Origin of the sequence: Robertmurraya massiliosenegalensis JC6, from assembly GCF_000311725.1 — a bacterium.
GTDB lineage: Bacteria > Bacillota > Bacilli > Bacillales > Cytobacillaceae > Robertmurraya > Robertmurraya massiliosenegalensis.
Genome location: NZ_HE978517.1, coordinates 108557 through 124911 on the forward strand (window position 1 = coordinate 108557; position 16355 = coordinate 124911).

General features: G+C 37.9%; 16 protein-coding genes and 1 other annotated feature. Of the genes, 1 reads left to right on the forward strand and 15 read right to left on the reverse strand.

The features are described from left to right. Positions 1–200: 200 nt before the first annotated feature. From BMSHG_RS21365 to argS, 12 genes are all read right to left on the reverse strand, one after another. Positions 201–1262: a Ger(x)C family spore germination protein gene (locus tag BMSHG_RS21365; RefSeq protein WP_019156509.1), complete on the reverse strand. Its 1062-nt coding sequence runs from the start codon at positions 1260–1262 to the stop codon at positions 201–203. Next, positions 1243–2325 (reverse strand): GerAB/ArcD/ProY family transporter, encoded by a 1083-nt coding sequence (locus BMSHG_RS21370; protein WP_019156510.1) that lies wholly within the window; start codon positions 2323–2325, stop codon positions 1243–1245. The genes BMSHG_RS21365 and BMSHG_RS21370 overlap by 20 nt, the downstream gene beginning before the upstream one ends. Then, on the reverse strand, positions 2318–3646 hold the full coding sequence (locus tag BMSHG_RS21375) for a spore germination protein (RefSeq protein WP_019156511.1): 1329 nt from the start codon (positions 3644–3646) through the stop codon (positions 2318–2320). The genes BMSHG_RS21370 and BMSHG_RS21375 overlap by 8 nt, the downstream gene beginning before the upstream one ends. Positions 3647–3758: 112 nt before the next feature. Beyond that, the gene (locus BMSHG_RS21380; protein ID WP_019156512.1) at positions 3759–4859 is read right to left on the reverse strand and encodes an ABC transporter permease; all 1101 of its coding nucleotides are present in this window, start codon (positions 4857–4859) and stop codon (positions 3759–3761) included. Then, a complete protein-coding gene (locus BMSHG_RS21385; RefSeq protein ID WP_019156513.1) occupies positions 4859–6118 on the reverse strand; it encodes an ABC transporter permease in 1260 nt (419 codons plus the stop codon). The genes BMSHG_RS21380 and BMSHG_RS21385 overlap by 1 nt, the downstream gene beginning before the upstream one ends. Before the next feature lie 16 nt (positions 6119–6134). Continuing rightward, a complete protein-coding gene (locus BMSHG_RS21390) occupies positions 6135–7067 on the reverse strand; it encodes a daunorubicin resistance protein DrrA family ABC transporter ATP-binding protein (protein WP_019156514.1) in 933 nt (310 codons plus the stop codon). A gap of 126 nt (positions 7068–7193) precedes the next feature. After that, positions 7194–7826 (reverse strand): response regulator, encoded by a 633-nt coding sequence (locus tag BMSHG_RS21395; protein WP_019156515.1) that lies wholly within the window; start codon positions 7824–7826, stop codon positions 7194–7196. Continuing rightward, on the reverse strand, positions 7804–8964 hold the full coding sequence (locus BMSHG_RS21400; protein WP_019156516.1) for a sensor histidine kinase: 1161 nt from the start codon (positions 8962–8964) through the stop codon (positions 7804–7806). The genes BMSHG_RS21395 and BMSHG_RS21400 overlap by 23 nt, the downstream gene beginning before the upstream one ends. A 78-nt stretch (positions 8965–9042) precedes the next feature. After that, on the reverse strand, positions 9043–9597 hold the full coding sequence (locus tag BMSHG_RS21405) for a GNAT family N-acetyltransferase (RefSeq protein ID WP_019156517.1): 555 nt from the start codon (positions 9595–9597) through the stop codon (positions 9043–9045). Positions 9598–9623: 26 nt separating this feature from the next. Then, positions 9624–10145: a nucleotidyltransferase family protein gene (locus tag BMSHG_RS21410; protein ID WP_051030972.1), complete on the reverse strand. Its 522-nt coding sequence runs from the start codon at positions 10143–10145 to the stop codon at positions 9624–9626. Positions 10146–10219: 74 nt separating this feature from the next. Further along, positions 10220–10921 carry a class I SAM-dependent methyltransferase gene (locus tag BMSHG_RS21415; RefSeq protein ID WP_019156519.1) on the reverse strand — a complete coding sequence of 234 codons (702 nt, stop codon included), beginning with the start codon at positions 10919–10921 and terminating at the stop codon, positions 10220–10222. 55 nt (positions 10922–10976) lie between these two features. After that, complete coding sequence (gene argS / locus BMSHG_RS21420; RefSeq protein ID WP_019156520.1) at positions 10977–12662, reverse strand: arginine--tRNA ligase; 1686 nt, start codon at positions 12660–12662, stop codon at positions 10977–10979. Positions 12663–12699: 37 nt separating this feature from the next. Continuing rightward, positions 12700–12921: a binding site (T-box leader), on the reverse strand. 125 nt (positions 12922–13046) lie between these two features. Between argS and BMSHG_RS21425 the strand changes: the two genes are divergently transcribed. After that, complete coding sequence (locus BMSHG_RS21425) at positions 13047–14321, forward strand: MFS transporter (protein ID WP_019156521.1); 1275 nt, start codon at positions 13047–13049, stop codon at positions 14319–14321. A 318-nt stretch (positions 14322–14639) separates the two neighbouring features. Here BMSHG_RS21425 and BMSHG_RS21430 read toward each other — a convergent pair whose 3' ends face one another. The 3 genes from BMSHG_RS21430 to BMSHG_RS21440 are packed head-to-tail and all read right to left on the reverse strand — an operon-like array spanning position 14640 to position 16348. Then, positions 14640–15290, reverse strand: coding sequence for a uridine kinase family protein (locus BMSHG_RS21430; protein WP_019156522.1), 651 nt, complete (start codon positions 15288–15290; stop codon positions 14640–14642). Next, the gene (locus BMSHG_RS21435; protein ID WP_019156523.1) at positions 15287–16039 is read right to left on the reverse strand and encodes a glycoside hydrolase family 25 protein; all 753 of its coding nucleotides are present in this window, start codon (positions 16037–16039) and stop codon (positions 15287–15289) included. The genes BMSHG_RS21430 and BMSHG_RS21435 overlap by 4 nt, the downstream gene beginning before the upstream one ends. A 3-nt stretch (positions 16040–16042) precedes the next feature. Next, the gene (locus tag BMSHG_RS21440; protein ID WP_019156524.1) at positions 16043–16348 is read right to left on the reverse strand and encodes a hypothetical protein; all 306 of its coding nucleotides are present in this window, start codon (positions 16346–16348) and stop codon (positions 16043–16045) included. Between the last annotated feature and the right edge of the window lie 7 nt (positions 16349–16355).

Sequence of the window (16355 nt, forward strand, 5' to 3'; positions counted from 1 at the left end):
AAAAAAGACCCTCGTGTATAAACGAAGGTCCTCATAGAATTCATACTTTAAATATTTAAGGGTTTATCGAAGGGACAAGAACCATCGTGTTTCACATTAGCTATCAAGTTTATTGGTTTCATGTTAATCCCCTCCTCTTTATCATATAACTCCAATATAGCAAATTTCCCGAAAAAATAAAATATTATTCTACCTACCACTCACAGTTTTAGAATTCCGCTATTTTGAATATCAACTTCAAAATCAATTGTTGTTTTAACACGAGGGTAATATTTCGAACGCCATTTTTTAAGTTCTTCCCGGGACAATTGATCCCTAAATAATTGGCCAATTCCTAAAATATCTGATTCTACTTGTTGCAGATTGGTAAACATATGATTAAATCGATTTTCCAATAGCTTACTTAATTGTTTTTTGATCATCGTTTCTGAAGCCTTATTTTCCGCTTCGAGAATGGTTACCTTTAAAAAAACAGTTGTGGCAAGCTCTGGGGTAGCTTTTACCATACGAGAGTAATGCCTAATTGAATTATCTAATATTTTGACTGTAGCAATATCCAGCACCTCAATAATTCCTTGTGTACTTTCTCCATTAAAGGCGTTATACAATAATGTCTCCTTCGGATCAATCTTACTAACCATTTTTCCTTCTCTTATTACAGCAGATCCTGTTTGCTCGACAGCCATCGTCTTTCCTGTTTTTAATATGGGCACTGCTACATCATGGGTCAATGAATTCATACTTCGATAAATATGCCAAACTCTCGTAAGTGCCACTTGTGGAGTCCAACCTGCATTCTTTTCAAAATAGTCCAGTAGAAGAGTTCCTTCAGGCCTGGAACTCCCCTCCATTTTTGAAAAAAAATCATCTAAATCTTCCTCACAAATGGTAAATAACGCTTTCGTAGGAATATCTCTTGAACGCAAAAAAGCAGATACGATTTTATCGATACCTCCATTTGCTATTTGTTCATCGATGACAATGACTTTAATATGTAATAAATCAACCTGACTCTCCATGTTGGTACTTATTTTATTAATAATTTCATTGATACTTTTCCCTCGTTCCTTCACGATTTTAGTTTCAATTCCTTTGATTGCCGGATTGGGTATTTGTAAATATAATTGAATTTCATCCTCTATTTTGGCAATCCCCAAAACAACGGGCATCACACGATGATTGATATCCTTATTGTCCCAGCATCCACTTAATAGTCCAACAGAGATGATCATTGCAAAAACCTTAAGTATTCTTTGACTCATGGAGCTGTCCTCCATTCTTTTTTGAAATAAACAGTAGTGCTAGCGGAGTTATAAAAAAAACATAAAACCGTAGCCCTGTATTCCATCCAAAAATCTTTTCTACTTCAGACCAATTTGGAATATACAAACAAAAAATGAATGTGAGAATAACGATAAACGCAAGCAAATATTGAAAATGGATGAAAGAGACATAATGATTCAAAATTTTTGCCGTCGTAAAAATAGCCATGGATAAAAACAACATCAAAAACGTTATAGAACACAGCAAAAAGAAAACTGTGATGCGATCAAAGGCAAGCCAATTAATGTTAACTGCATCCGTTGCCACAGCGAATGGAAACATCATTGTCGAAGCCGTCTCTTGACCAAACGTAAGAACCGGAATATAAACTGAAATAAAAAAGAATGGAGCGATACATACTGCAGCGATGATGATATCTTTTTTTCGATAGGACAATGCAGGCTGCGTAAACCCTAAAAAAAGAAATCCTCCTCCAACAGCAAAGAAACTTTTAAAATACGATGGATTCGTAATAAAATGAAAATCATTACTCCAAATAGGTAATACATAGTACCAATCCACATTCTGTAAAGAGAATACTAGCACCACAAAAATAGATGGGATAAAAATTAACGCATATAACATGGATGCTCGAAAGATAGAACGAATCCCTAATAACGCCAAGTAAGCCGAGAGTAAAAGCAATAATAACATGACACACCACAAAGGTGTATTAGTTAAAAAGATAATAATAATTACTTCAGAATAAGCTCTCACGGTTATAACGATGGCCATGAAGAAATAAACACATAAAGGCAGCAGAAACAATAATGAATACACCTTTCCCGCCTTCGAAAAAATGGTAATAACAGAATGACCGGGAAAATAGCTTAAGCCTTTCATATAAAGAAGCAACAAAATAAAGTGGAACACCACTGCTATAAGGATAGGAATCCAATGACTGCTGTCTGTACTTTCGATAATATTTCTCGGATACATAAAAAAGATTAAGCCTAAGTGGATAAGAAAATATAGGACGGGTACCTGAATATTTTTACCCACTTGTCACATCCCCCTCTTCTTCCTTAAAGTTAATGTAAGGACGATCAAATGCTCTAACACTAGATAAATAAGAACAAATGATAAAAAGGCCGGCGAAAATTCCAAGTATTCCATAAATGGCTGCAAAAAAAACAACAATATACTTAAAAAAACGAATAGATAGCGAATTTTGAAATCCAATAATTGTTGAGTTAGTAATCAATGTTGCCGCTAACACAATAATCAACAAATTACTAACTAATTTTGCGTCTACCACTGCTTGTCCAAGAATAATTCCTCCAACCATTGTAATAGTTGGTCCAATACTTTTCGGTAGACGGACACTTGCTTCAAGAATAAGTTCTAATACTAACAGCATTAGTAAGACCTCGAGCAAAGCAGGATAAGGAACCCCTTCTCTACTCTGGGCGATCGACAAAGCCAGTTCGATTCTTAAAACCTCTGGATTTACGGACACAAGGGCGATATATAATCCTGGAGCAAGGACCGCAACAAATATTCCGATCATACGTAGTCCCCGAATCATCAACATCATAGGATACAAAAAATTTCGATCATTTTCTGAAAAAAACAAGTCTGAGAGATGGCTTGGCAACACTAAAGCAAAAGGAATTCTATCAATAATAAAAGCTACCTTCCCTTTCAATAACGCCCTACTAACCTCCTGAGGCAGTTCTGTAATATGAAATTGGGGAATAAGCGACCATGTTGAGATGCCAAGTATTTTCATCAAATCTTGAATCGTCTCTACATTTTTCTGTTTCTTATTCTTTAAATGCTTTACAATTGATTCAACTAACTGGGGACTTGCTTTCTCTTTTACATAAAGAAGTGAGATTTCTTTTTTGTGTTCTCCGCCAATCCTATTGTTGTTTACGATCAATCCTGTTGTCACCAACTCCTTCCTTATCAATCCGAGATTCGTAGATAAGTCCTCATTAAAGGCATTTCTAGGTCCACTTAGTATACTTTCATTAGAAGGTGACTCAATTGCCCTGTCCAGATTGCGTTGCTTCGCTTTAATACTTATAAAAATCTTCTTCGCTGGGATATAACTAACAAGATTCCCTTTTAAGATTTCCGTTTGGACTTGCTCCATCTTCTCTATTTTTTGCCCCAAAGATATGAGCATTTCAGGTATTTCTTGAACATCTACTTGATTAATAATGCCCCTTTCAACTTCTTTCATGGTTGAAGGGAAATCCATTAATGAATGTAATCCAAAAAAGAAAAATTGAAGTTTATCATAATGCATTTCAGTTTTAAAAAAATCACCATTTGATTGAAAAGCTTCCCAAACTCTCTGCCAAGTTTCCTCCATTATGGGATCCCCTTTGTATAAATATGGTATAGTATCCCAAAAACAGATCGATTATATGTAATTTTGATAAACGATAAAAAACCCCCAGATCCCTCTGAGAGTTTTCATCTATCTATCCTCTTCTCCGCTCCACCATATTAATACCTAATCCCATATAAATCACAAAGATGAGCAAAAGAATTGCTATCGAAAAAGAAATATCATTCCAACTAGCACTATATAACGTAACATTTAACATTGCATCCACCGCATGCTTTAGCGGGAAGAGATCGGCGATAAATAATAAAACCGGGTTGCTAATTGTCCCTGGTGGCATGTATAACCCACTTACGACTGGAATCATCGGGATAACTGAAGCAAAAACCGAATTAAATTTTTCAGGCGTCCTCAAAAATCCGCTTATAAACATCGCTAAACTAACCATGCTTAACGTATAGACCACAGCGATCATAACAATTAAGCGGAAGTCCCCGAATTCAAAGTTCAATACATATTTAAATAAAAGCAAGACGGCCATAACTTGGAAGAATCCAATGCCAAAACTATAAAGAAGATGCCCCATATACATATTCGTTTTTGACACGGGCGAAAGGATCAATCGATTCCAAATGCCACTTACCTTATCAGCATTGATTCCATTCACTTTGAAACCAATCGTAAACATAACCACAAACAGGGTAAAGGTAAACAATAGCTGCGTCCCCATATCATGCTTAGGGATTTCCCCGCCACTAATGGATTGGGTTTGCACTTTGATTGGAGCATTCTCTAAATAGCGCTCAACCTCACTTCTGATTTCCGTCGTATTCCCAGTGCCCATCGCTGCTTGGAGCTGAGCTTCTTCCGTAAATATTTTATGCACTTCTTGCTCAACAAGCTGGATCGTTGAATTGTCTGAAGATGCAATTAAACGGTAATCCGTTTCCATCAATTGAAGGGCTACACTACTCTTCCCAGCTGACACATTTTCCCGCGCTTCATCTTCCTCTGCCAGTACAAAATTAAAAGCTTCACTTTCTTTCAACAAATCGATCCATTTTTCTTCGATCGCATTGGCATTCGGTCCGGTGCTAAAAACAGATACGGTTGGCGGTTTCCCAAATGAACTATTTCCAAAGATTAACGTTGCTAAAATACTAAGCGCAATAAATAAAATAAGCGTAAACGGTTTTCGGATATCTTTCTTTAATTGTGCCTTAAAGACCGCAAACATTACATACTCTCCTTTCTTGGAAATAGTGCCACACTAACTATCATACACCCTATAAAGAAAGTAAGTAGTATCGACATTGGGAGCCATAAATCGGAATAGACTCCGTTTTGTATCCATTTAATAAGAATCGATTGGGTTAAGCCATTCGGCGTCCAATCACCGATTTTCTGAAAAATTTCAGGAAGTCCTTGCAAAGGGAAAAAGTTCCCCCCGAGGGCAGCCAAAAACATGATCATGACCGTGAAAATTCCATTGGCCGCATTGAGATCTTGTAATCGTAAGGTGATCGTTGTAAATAACGCCGATAATCCTGAAACAGTCAAGACAAAAAAGGTAAGAACGAGCAACAAGCCTTTCCAAAATGCTACCGAATGATCAGGAAAAACATCAAATAAAAGCTGAACGGCTACTAACGTAAGCATGATTTGAACCCAACAAAAACAAAAGGTGGATATCGTCTTACCCATCAGAAATGCTAAAGGACTACTATTTGATAAAATAATTCGATTAAATACTCGCTCCCTTTTTTCTGTAACAGTTTTCATCGCAACCGTTTGGGCGATAAATAACGTAAAGAGGGTGCTCATCGCGATCGTAAAATATTGAACCATCGTGTACGTTTTCGTTTCCTCAATTTTTTCGATTCCCCCTACTGGGAGAACAGGTTCGTTGCCACTTGTTACCCCTGTACTATTAAGGGCAAATTGAAAATTAAGACTGTGCACGAATTGATTGACCATCTCTTGAAGTACTTGAACTTCTGTCGAAAATTCTTCTGCATGTATCGTTAAGGATGTATCTGTCTCCTCTCCTAGCATAACTGCAGACAATACCTCAACGGTAAATCGATTCGGAATTTTAATATAGGCATCAAGCTTTCCGTCCACTACTAAACTTGAAGCTTCTTCCTCCGTTAACTCTTCTACTTTTATCCATTCCTTCAACTCTGGACTCTGGAGAAAATGATTAAGTATATTTCTTGGTTCATTTAAGGTCGCTTGTCTAAGCAATTCCTCCTTTTCATTCGAAGGAAGAGACATTTGTTCGACTAAATCTTCAAACTCTCTCATCCCTGAAGCAGTCCCCTCATCCTCAACGACTCCTAAATTTATATTCACCGGATTTCCTTCATCATTAAATAATCCAGCAAAGGCAAAGTTCAGTACGGCAATCAAAACGATTGGAAGGAGCAAAGTCATGAGCAGTCCTATCCGATCTCGCCAGAATACCAATAAATCTTTTTTTAAAAATGACCACATTTCTTTTGCCCCCCTTCTAATCTCTCAACGATTTTCCAGTTAAGTGCAAAAATACATCTTCGAGACTTGGGATCTCCATTTGAAAGTGTGTAATTTGAATTCCTACTTTTTCAGCAGCATGCACGACGTCACTTAATAAATGGCTCCCCTTTTTTACAATGATTCGTAGCCCATTACTTGTCTCATCCACCTGACGAACATCCTTCATCATTCTTATCGTATTTAATAATTCTTCACTTTCCTTGCTTAGTTGAACTTGGATCGTATCATCATTTGATAGAATGCTGAGTAATTCCGACTTGCTCCCTGAGGCGACAATTTTGCCGTGGTCCATAATATAGACCCGATCACACAACTGCTCTACTTCCTCCATATAATGACTCGTATAAAGAATAGACGTTCCATACTGTTCATTTAAATTCCGCACTGTCTCGAGAATGTGGTTTCTTGATTGGGGATCGATGCCGACTGTAGGCTCATCAAGAATCAATATCTTCGGTTGATGGAGGAGTGCTGCAGCAATATTAATTCTTCTTTTCATCCCACCCGAAAACGTTTTGATCACCTCTTTTTGACGGTTTTCCAAGCCAACCATCTCTAAAACTTCCTGAATTCGTTTCTCAAGCACACCCTTATCAACCTTATAAATCTCACCAAAAAACTTCAGGTTTTCATAGGCAGATAATTCTTCATATAGAGCAATTTCCTGTGGGACTACCCCGAGAACTTTACGGATCTCCGTGGGATTCTTGATTATGCTTTTTTCTTCAAACACCACATCCCCAGATGTTGGTTTCAACAAAGACGAAATCATCGAAATCGTCGTCGATTTCCCCGCACCATTTGGACCAAGGAGTCCGACTGATTCACCCTCATTTAAATATAAATTAACCTCATCGACCGCTTTCTTGTCTTTATATGTCTTGCTTAAATTTATCGTTTCCAGCATCATTTACACTCCTTCATAAAGGTTGTCACTTTATCTTCTCCTACTAAGAGTAAAAAAAAAGAAACAGTCTTACCACTGTCTCTAGTCACTCTCTTTAATTTGATCCATTACTTTCATCACTTTAATTTAAACAAGGTTATGGCGAATCGCGTATATTGCTAACTGCGTCCGATCTCTTAACCCTAATTTATTCAAAATTTGACTTGTATTATTTTTCACTGTTCCCACTGAGATCGCCAGTCGCTCAGCAATTTCCCCATTACTAAGACCTTCTCCGATGCAGGTCAAAATATCTCTTTCTCGAGGAGTTAAAGAAGGATCTGGTTCTTGCTGTTGCTCACGATTTAGAAGGATTGGCATCACTTTTGCGGCGACATGATCTTCAATGGCAAGACCACCAGCTAAAGCACTACGGATAGAGCGGAGCAATGATTCGGTATCTCCCGATTTCAAGATATAGCCACTTACACCTATTTTTAAAGCCTCTAGCACATATTGATTATCATCAAACGTTGTAAGCATCAATATTTTCGTTTGCGGCCACCTGGATTGAATCACCTTCGCTGTTTCAATTCCATCCATTTCAGGCATTCTGATATCGAGAATCGCAATGTCAAAGGCCTGCTTTTCACAAATCTGGATCGCTTCTTTACCATTATTTGCTTCTCCTGCAACTTCCATTTCTTCATCTGATTCAATCATCATTTTCAATCCTTGCCTGACCATTAATTGGTCCTCAGCCAATAAGATTCGAATCATGCTCTAATCCCCCGTATCCAATTTTCAAATAGCCCTGAACGATAAACTTTTCTCCTGTTTTATATGTATCTAAATTCCCACCTAACTTTTGTAGTCGATTTCGCATTTCCGTAAGCCCAAAGCCTTCTGTAAAATGACTGTCGTTGGAAACGGGATTATTGACTTCAAATCGAAAAATTCCTCCACCAGGTGCCTCGAATGAAATTTCTGCTTCCCTTGCTTGACTATGTTTCATGACATTGGTGAGAGCCTCTTGTACAGAACGATAAATAACGAAAGACTGCTCTCCAGTTAGAGGAGCTGTAAACGCACCATGTTTCACCGAAAAGTGAATTCGCAAAAAGCTTTCCATTTCCAGCTTACGAATTAATCGCAAGACACCTGGTAATCCACCCATTTCATTTACTTTTAACGATTTGACCGCTCTTCTCGTTTCTTCTAGACTCTCGTTTGCCAGCTCTTTCAAAAATCGAACCTGTTCTTGATCTTGTCCAGAAGTCTTTAAACGAAAGGCCTCTAACTGAATGATGAGAGCGGAAAGCTTATGTCCGACAGAATCATGAATTTCATGGGCAATTAACATCCGTTCTTCTTGCCTCGTCTCTTCTTCCTCAGAAAAAACACGCCGTTTAACATTTCGGTACTCACTAAGAAGAGCCTCGTACCTCGCCTCTAAATCTTGATTTTGATCGGTCATTTTTTTGTAAAAAGTCATCGCAATAAGAAGAATGACCATGTAGATAACGATGACAACCTGCATGGATAGGGCAAGTCCCATATGAAAGATTATAAAGCTTAGTCCACCTGTACAAATCATCCCTAGTAACAAACTAAGTGCAAATCTTAGACGGTAAAATCCTTCTCCAGTTATTAGAGAAACAACGAGAATGAAGTAAGGATTAATACTTCCATGTTGTTCAGGAAAAAATGTAACCATTGCAATAATTGCCTGTGTAAATAATAACGTGCTGACTATTTTGGGCTTCGCTAAGAATAACGGCAAGATGAAGAATAAAATAAAATACAAGGCCATTCCAAATAGCCTTCCTGTCATCGTTAGAATTTCTTCGTTGAAAAAATGAAGCCCTAACAACCAAACACTCAAGTTCAAGAAAAGCCATAACCAATATGAAAACATCTTCATCCCACCTCCCTCTGTTATTCATATTATCGTTCGATCGTCTTATTTTTAACAATGAATATTCCTAGTAGATCATCAAATTGCAGTATTTTCCACATCCGTTTTCAACAACGAGTACATATATAAATCATCAAATTTCCCTCTCGTAAACTCATAGTTTCGTAACAACCCTTCCCGCACAAAGCCTTGTTTTTCTACAAGTTTTTGCGATGGTAGATTCAGTGGTTCAATTAAAGCTTCGATTCTATGAATTTCCATCTGCTCAAATCCGTATCGAACGATGGCGTTAATCGCTTCTCCTGCGATTTTCTGCCCCCAATGAGCTTTACTAAGTTCAAAACCAATCTCACTGCGATAATGCTGAGGAACTCTATTGTGAAAGCCACAGCTTCCAATCATTTCTCCTTGTTCTTTTAACGTAATGCCCCATCGAATCCCTGTTTTATTCTTAAAAATAGATTGATACCAAGAAATTTCATCTAATGCTTCTTCTAGCGTCTGAAAAGGGTCTAACCCATAATATTTCATGACCTCTTCGTCAGAAAGGTAACTCAATATATGTGGTGCATCTTCTTCCGTTACATTCCTTAATAGTAACCTTTCTGTTTCAAGCACTGGAAATGTCGTCATAAGTAAAAACTCCTCTGCATTTTTCGTCATTTTAAAAGATGGTTTACCTGCACTTTATCCCAATTAGATGGCCAATTCTTTGTTTTGACCCGCTCTTCATATACAAGCACCTTTTCCATTTCTTCACGATAATCTGGAGTTGGATGAACCTCCAAATGAAGAACATCTCGAACTCCATGCGGCGCAGTTAAGATCACATTGTCCTTCTCATCTAATTTTACTCCCAACGCCGTCACCGTTTCAGGAAATTTTGAAATCGCATCAACAGATGAATGATAAGGAGTCGTATTACTTTTAAGGTGCATTCTTGCTTGGTTTTTCACAGACCAAGGGATGTCAGGATGTATCGTTATTAACTTTTTTTCCAACTCTTTTTCATAGAACTCTTCAATATTTGCGGAGTCAAAATAGATGACATCGACATCTGCAAGAGGTGTTCTCTCTATAAAATGGTGGAGTACATCCCATACTTTTGATCGAACAAAACCCGCACACACCCACCAATCTGGTAAATTCAATGTTTTCGCCGCTTTCAAAATTTCCATCATCCACTCATCCTCTTGGATAGCTGAAATGATATCTTTTTCATTATTGAGCACTTCTACACGCCTTCCATCCCTGATTATATTTTTCTCACAACATACGTAATGGCATTTGTTTTTAAGATAACAGGTTTATTATTACGAGCAATTTCATATTTTAATGGTTTCACATGCTGAGTTATGATCTCCCAACCATGATAAAACTTCTTTAATTTCTTAAACATGTCTGCTGTTCGAATATTAACTTCCATGAGTGGCTCTAATTGTTTATTCGTTTTTACATCCATTTCTTCCACTTCAGAATTGACAATCAAACAGTTCATTCCCTTCTTCTTTGTCCCATCCACCATCCGTTTCATGACAATATCTAATGTTTTTTCAGATGCTACATGCTCTAAACTAGACACGGCAATAATTAAATCAAAATCAGCTTTTTTTATTTGATAGTCACCAATATCCGCTTTTTCTAATTCAATCACCTGTTGAACATCAAACTCTTGGCGGTATTGCCCCAATTTCTCGAGCGCTGAATCTAATAGGTCAACACAAACAATTTTGCCATTTCGATCTTTTATCGCCTCTGCTATCGGGATACTGTTTCTCCCCACTCCACACCCTAAATCTAGAACTTTGATTTGGTCCTTATCAAGTAAAGGAAGTACATCGATTACCGTTTTGACCGGCTTATATAACCATGAGCCTTCTTCAAACAACTTATAATGCTCATAACAAGAGTCATGATATTTCTTTTCTTCATTCCGAATATACTCCAATTTTTCCAACCTGAAGCCCCCCTTAACATTTCTTTAACAGCAGGCAAAAGTCCTTCCTCGTTTTTTACATCTCATCAGGTGCTCCCATTCCCAATAATCTTAATCCTTCTTTAAGAACCATTTTAACTGAATAAACCAACGTTAGTCTTGCCTGTTTTTGCTCAGGATCATCTAGAATACGGACAGAACCGTAATATTTATTAAACGCTTTGGAAAGTTCGATTAAAAATTTTGCTACCTGTGAAGGATCATATCCTTCATAGGAACGCTTCACTACATCTGGAAATGACATTAATGCCGTTATAATTGGCCAAGCTTCTTTATCTTCTATGATTCGTTCCTGACCTTCTTGAAAATCCCCTTTTCTCAGTAGTGACGCCGCACGGGCATGTGAGTATTGAACATATGGACCCGTTTCACCTTCAAATCGAAGCATATCCTGTAAGGAAAATTCAATGTCATGGAGACGGAAGTTGTTCAAATCGTGGAAAATGATCGCCCCTATTCCAACTTGATGCGCCACTTCCTCTTTTGCGTTTAAATTCGGATTCTTTTTCAAAATACCTACCCTTGCTAGCTGAATCGCTTCCTCTAACACCTCTTCTAGTAAAACTACTTTTCCTTTTCGCGTCGACATTTTCTTTCCATCTTTCAGAATCATCCCAAATGGAACATGGACCATCCCTTCATGCCATGAATAGCCCATTTTCTGCAACACCGTAAATAACTGCTTGAAATGGAGCGACTGTTCATGACCGACTACATATAAAGACTGAGCAAAGTTATACGTTTCTTTGCGATATCGTGCCGCTGCCAAATCTCGAGTGGCATACAGGGTTGTTCCATCCTTTTTCTTGATTAAACAAGGCGGTAGCTCTTCCGTTTCGAACTGAACGACCATTGCCCCTTCTGATTCTTCTAAAAGATTTTGTTCCTCCAGTAATTGGACAACTCGATCCATTTTATCATTGTAAAAAGATTCACCATGATATGAATCAAAGCGAATCCCTAGCAATTGATAGATTTTCGAGAACTCTTTTAATGATTCATCTCTGAACCACTTCCATAAATGAAGCGCCTCTTCGTCCTCATCCTCTAATTTTTTGAACCATGCTCTTCCTTTATCATTTAAATCATGGTTTTCTTCTGCTTCTTCATGAAATTTCACATACAGTGTCAAAAGCTCCTTGATCGGGTTTTCCTTAACCTTCTCCTCATCTCCCCATTGTTTGTAGGCGACCATTAACTTACCAAACTGTGTGCCCCAATCACCTAAATGATTAATTCGAACGGGAGTATAACCATATTTTTCAGCGATTAGTGCTAATGAATGGCCAATAACGGTAGAACGTAAATGCCCCATCGAAAATGGTTTGGCAATATTGGGAGAAGAAAAGTCGATCGTGATTACTTCGTTTTTTCCTAAGTCTAGATTCCCGTATTGTTCTTTTTCCAATAGAACCTTCTTTACGATCTTACTTGAAACATCTCGCATATTTAAAAAGACATTTACATATCCACTTGCTACCTCCACCTTTTCAAAAAGTGGTAAATCGATCTTTTCTGCGATTTCAAGTGCAATTTGATTTGGTGATTTACGATATATTTTAGCTAACTCAAAACAAGGAAATGCCAGATCTCCTAACTGCTCAAACTTTGGCTTCTCAATCATTTTCAGGATTTGTTTCCGCTTTATTTGACCATTTAAAGCTGAAAATAAGCACTCAACAAAATCATGTTTGACATTCATTATTTTCCCCTCCATAAAAAAACTCCCGCCTCTTATAAAAAGAGACGAGAGTTATGTAATCCCGTGGTACCACTCTAGTTGTTTTTAGAAACCTAAAAACCGCTTTAACTTGTTAACGAGGTTGTCCCCGTCCTTCCCTACTTATGTTCAGGATGGAATCTCCAAAGTGCGCTTCATTATTTGTTCCATGTTAGGCTTTCACCTTCCCTAACTCGCTTTTCACTTCACAAATAACTACTCTCTTTGTCATCGACATTTAAGGTATTGTCATTATTATATCCATTCTTTTAGAATTTTCAATATTGTAAGCAATTATTTATTATATTTCTTAGCGATCGGCTATAATCAATTTAACTTTATTTTCCACAGTGACGAGGTGAAGGCTTGAAACGGATTCATTATAGCTGGATTATATTATGTATCACCTTTTTTGCCATTATCGCAGCGGGAATTACCCGCTCCTCTTCAGGGGTATTTATCGTCCCTTTTGAAGAAGATTTTGGCTGGGATCGCTCAGTCATTTCCTTTGCCTTTGCTATTAGTCTATTTCTCTATGGATTTTCCGGACCTTTCATGGCCGCCTTAGTTGATGTTATTGGACTCAAGAAAATGATGTTATTAGCGATGGCTACACTAATTGCTGGCTTAGGACTTACCTTTTGGATGAATGAAGTGTGGCAGTTGATTCTCATCTGGGGAGTCATCATTGGACTTGGTTCAAGTTTGTTTTTAACGATCTTAAGTCCCCATATTGCCAATCGATGGTTCGTCAAAAAAAGGGGATTAGCTGTCGGCATCTTGACGGCGAGTACAGCAACAGGACAGTTAGTACTCCTTCCTGTATTAGCAGCCCTTGTTGAAGCTTATTCATGGCAATGGGCGATTGGTCTTATCCTCATTTTGAGCGTAGTTATGTTTGCAATCATTCTCTTATTCATGAAAAGTTCACCAAAGGATATGGGCATTCTCCCTTATGGACTACTGGACGAACAACACGAAGAAGTGGATGTTAGGCAAAAGCGCAATCCGATCAGGATCGCTTTTTCAACCCTTTTTGATGCGATTAAAGTTAAAGAATTTTGGTTATTGGCAGGCAGTTTCTTCATTTGCGGTCTTTCAACAAGTGGATTAATTGGGACCCATTTCATTTCGTACTGCATCGGTTTTGGATTTACTGCTGTGACAGCTGCTTCCATGCTTTCCTTAATGGGTGTGTTTGATTTAATCGGAACGACTCTTTCTGGATGGCTTTCGGATCGCTTTGACAACCGCTGGCTTCTATTCTGGTATTACGGCCTGAGAGGTTTATCCCTACTTATTCTTCCTTTTGCCTTAACACATGGATCTGTCACTCTTTTAATCATCTTTTCCATTTTTTATGGACTTGATTGGATCGCCACCGTTCCTCCAACTGTTAATATTTCAAGGCAAATCTTTGGTATAGAAAAAAGTGTGGTCATCTACGGTTGGATTTTTGCGGCCCATCAGGTAGGAGCAGCAGTTGCGGCGAGTGGCGCAGGCATAATATATAAGGTTTTTAACTCCTATTCCTGGGCATTTCTCATGGCTGGCGGTTTCTGCCTACTTGCTTGTTTATTTGTGATGGTTATCAAGAAGCAAGAAAAAGAGCTAGAAATTGGACCGTCTCATCAGATCTGACGTTAAGAACTCGGCGAGCTAGAAAGGAAAATAGAAGGAAATTTTCCGCTTAATGAACAAATTGCAAAACAGCTTATAAAGGCGGAGAATTTCTGCCTATTGGCTCTAATATCGTGAAAATAGGTGATTTTCCGATTACAACAATGGAGCAAAATTTTAGAATGCGAGGAGAAAAATAAGCCATTTTTCCCCTCTTGCTTTATATTCGGGACTTTTCAGATTTTCCTTTTTTATACGGTGTAAAGTTATAAGTTCATTATGGCTTATCCACATATACCTCGATAAGTAGAGGACCTTGAACTATACTCGGATAGCGTCCTAATTATTAAAAGCAAGCCCCTTCTCAATCTTTATCCCTTGCTGACTTGTTTGGATGATGACATCAAAATTTTCACTGTAAGGATGCATAAATAACTCGTACTGAATCCGACGCTCTGCATGGGATTGTCTTAAATACTCCCCATCGGCTCCTCTTTCTATGATATCACGGTCCGTTCTTCTCTTCAGTTCTGTCTCTCCATCTGTGTAAAAGTAGATTTTCAGATCAAACAAACGAGGATCTAAGAACGCCACACTCATCCCTTCAACGATCGTCACCTTCTTTTTCGCAGAAAGGAGTTCGCTTTTTTGATAATGAGTATCGATGGTATAGAGATCTAAGCCCGTTCTTAACATCTGTACATCTCGTTCCAATGATGGTAAATGATGTGCTGCTGGATGACAAGCAGTCATTTTATAGTGATGTTTTTCATTTTGATCACTGTAGTCAATCATCGTATGCTTTCTTATATCTGAATTGATTATGTATGGATCCGTATTAAGATAAGCTACTTCCTCTTGGTTTAAATCCTGAATCAATTGATTGGCAAAGGTTGTTTTTCCAGCTGCGCCATGACCAGATATTCCTATCATGATCTTTTTATCCCTAGCCTTGACGAAGTTGATTATTTCCTTTGTAAGCTCGATCATTGTACCTTTCCTTTCTCGTTTCCATACTCCTCAAACTCTTTAACACTACCATTAAACACATTGACATCGATGAATTTCTCTTCACCACTATAGCCTTCTAATTGCTCTCGATCTGTATACTGCCAAAACGTCCAGGTTCTTCCGTCTGGTAAGGAAGGTTCATTGAAAACATCTCGAATCCAAATATCGCATTGTTCGAAGCCATCTTTTATGTATAAGTCATACGCTTTATTTGTAGTGTAGAGAATCACTCGTTTCCCGTAGTGTTCTTCTAAAAGGTCTACCATAACTTGTAACTCTCTCTCAACTTGTTCTCGATCAGGGGGATCTTTCTCTTTATCTCCATAAAATTCAACATCAATGACTGGTGGTAATGCATTTTCATCAATAGGAACCGTTTTGATAAAGTTCTCTGCTTGTGTTTTACCTTCACTATCATAACTAAAGAAATGATAAGCCCCCTTTCGCAGATTGGTAGTAGTGGCTTCTTTCCAATTCTCCACAAAAAACCTATCGACAAAACTACTACCTTCAGTTGCCTTGATGAAAGCAAAGCTCATATCTTGCTCTTTAAGCCTCGACCATTCAATCTCTCCTTGATAAGCTGAAACATCGATCCCTTTTATTGGATAGTGTTGAGAAGCAGATTGATTCGGAATATAAATTCCTTGAAGCCATAAAATGATTATCAAAAGCGTAGCTAATACAATACTTCCAATCAAATAAGTAATCCATTTATGTTTTATCATTCTCTAATATCCTTGTCCTTGATTAACATTGCTTATCTTTACAAAAGTTTCAAGCTGCGTTCTGCCATTCTTTTTCTCCACGATTACAACAAAGCTAGCATCACTTGTTTTAACAGAATAGGCTTTTCCCCCGATATAATCAAAATCTTCTATATCCCCGTCAAACAAATCTTCTACTACGGTCTGATCAGAAAGCATACGTTCCACCTCACCCTTCGTTCGCATCTCTGTATAAATTTCCATTGGATTTAGCAACAGCAAGGCGAATGCTCCTAATAAAAATAAAATTACTTTTATCCATTTCCACATATAAAAA

Coding starts and splice junctions, on each gene's coding strand:
- BMSHG_RS21400 (WP_019156516.1), bottom strand. CDS start 8,964: ATGTTTTCATATTGGTTATGGCTTTTCTTGAACTTGAGTGTTTGGTTG.
- BMSHG_RS21380 (WP_019156512.1), bottom strand. CDS start 4,859: ATGTTTGCGGTCTTTAAGGCACAATTAAAGAAAGATATCCGAAAACCG.
- BMSHG_RS21395 (WP_019156515.1), bottom strand. CDS start 7,826: ATGATTCGAATCTTATTGGCTGAGGACCAATTAATGGTCAGGCAAGGA.
- BMSHG_RS21430 (WP_019156522.1), bottom strand. CDS start 15,290: ATGATCGAGCTTACAAAGGAAATAATCAACTTCGTCAAGGCTAGGGAT.
- BMSHG_RS21390 (WP_019156514.1), bottom strand. CDS start 7,067: ATGCTGGAAACGATAAATTTAAGCAAGACATATAAAGACAAGAAAGCG.
- BMSHG_RS21435 (WP_019156523.1), bottom strand. CDS start 16,039: ATGATAAAACATAAATGGATTACTTATTTGATTGGAAGTATTGTATTA.
- BMSHG_RS21410 (WP_051030972.1), bottom strand. CDS start 10,145: ATGATGGAAATTTTGAAAGCGGCGAAAACATTGAATTTACCAGATTGG.
- BMSHG_RS21385 (WP_019156513.1), bottom strand. CDS start 6,118: ATGTGGTCATTTTTAAAAAAAGATTTATTGGTATTCTGGCGAGATCGG.
- argS (WP_019156520.1), bottom strand. CDS start 12,662: ATGAATGTCAAACATGATTTTGTTGAGTGCTTATTTTCAGCTTTAAAT.
- BMSHG_RS21375 (WP_019156511.1), bottom strand. CDS start 3,646: ATGGAGGAAACTTGGCAGAGAGTTTGGGAAGCTTTTCAATCAAATGGT.
- BMSHG_RS21440 (WP_019156524.1), bottom strand. CDS start 16,348: ATGTGGAAATGGATAAAAGTAATTTTATTTTTATTAGGAGCATTCGCC.
- BMSHG_RS21365 (WP_019156509.1), bottom strand. CDS start 1,262: ATGAGTCAAAGAATACTTAAGGTTTTTGCAATGATCATCTCTGTTGGA.
- BMSHG_RS21405 (WP_019156517.1), bottom strand. CDS start 9,597: ATGACGACATTTCCAGTGCTTGAAACAGAAAGGTTACTATTAAGGAAT.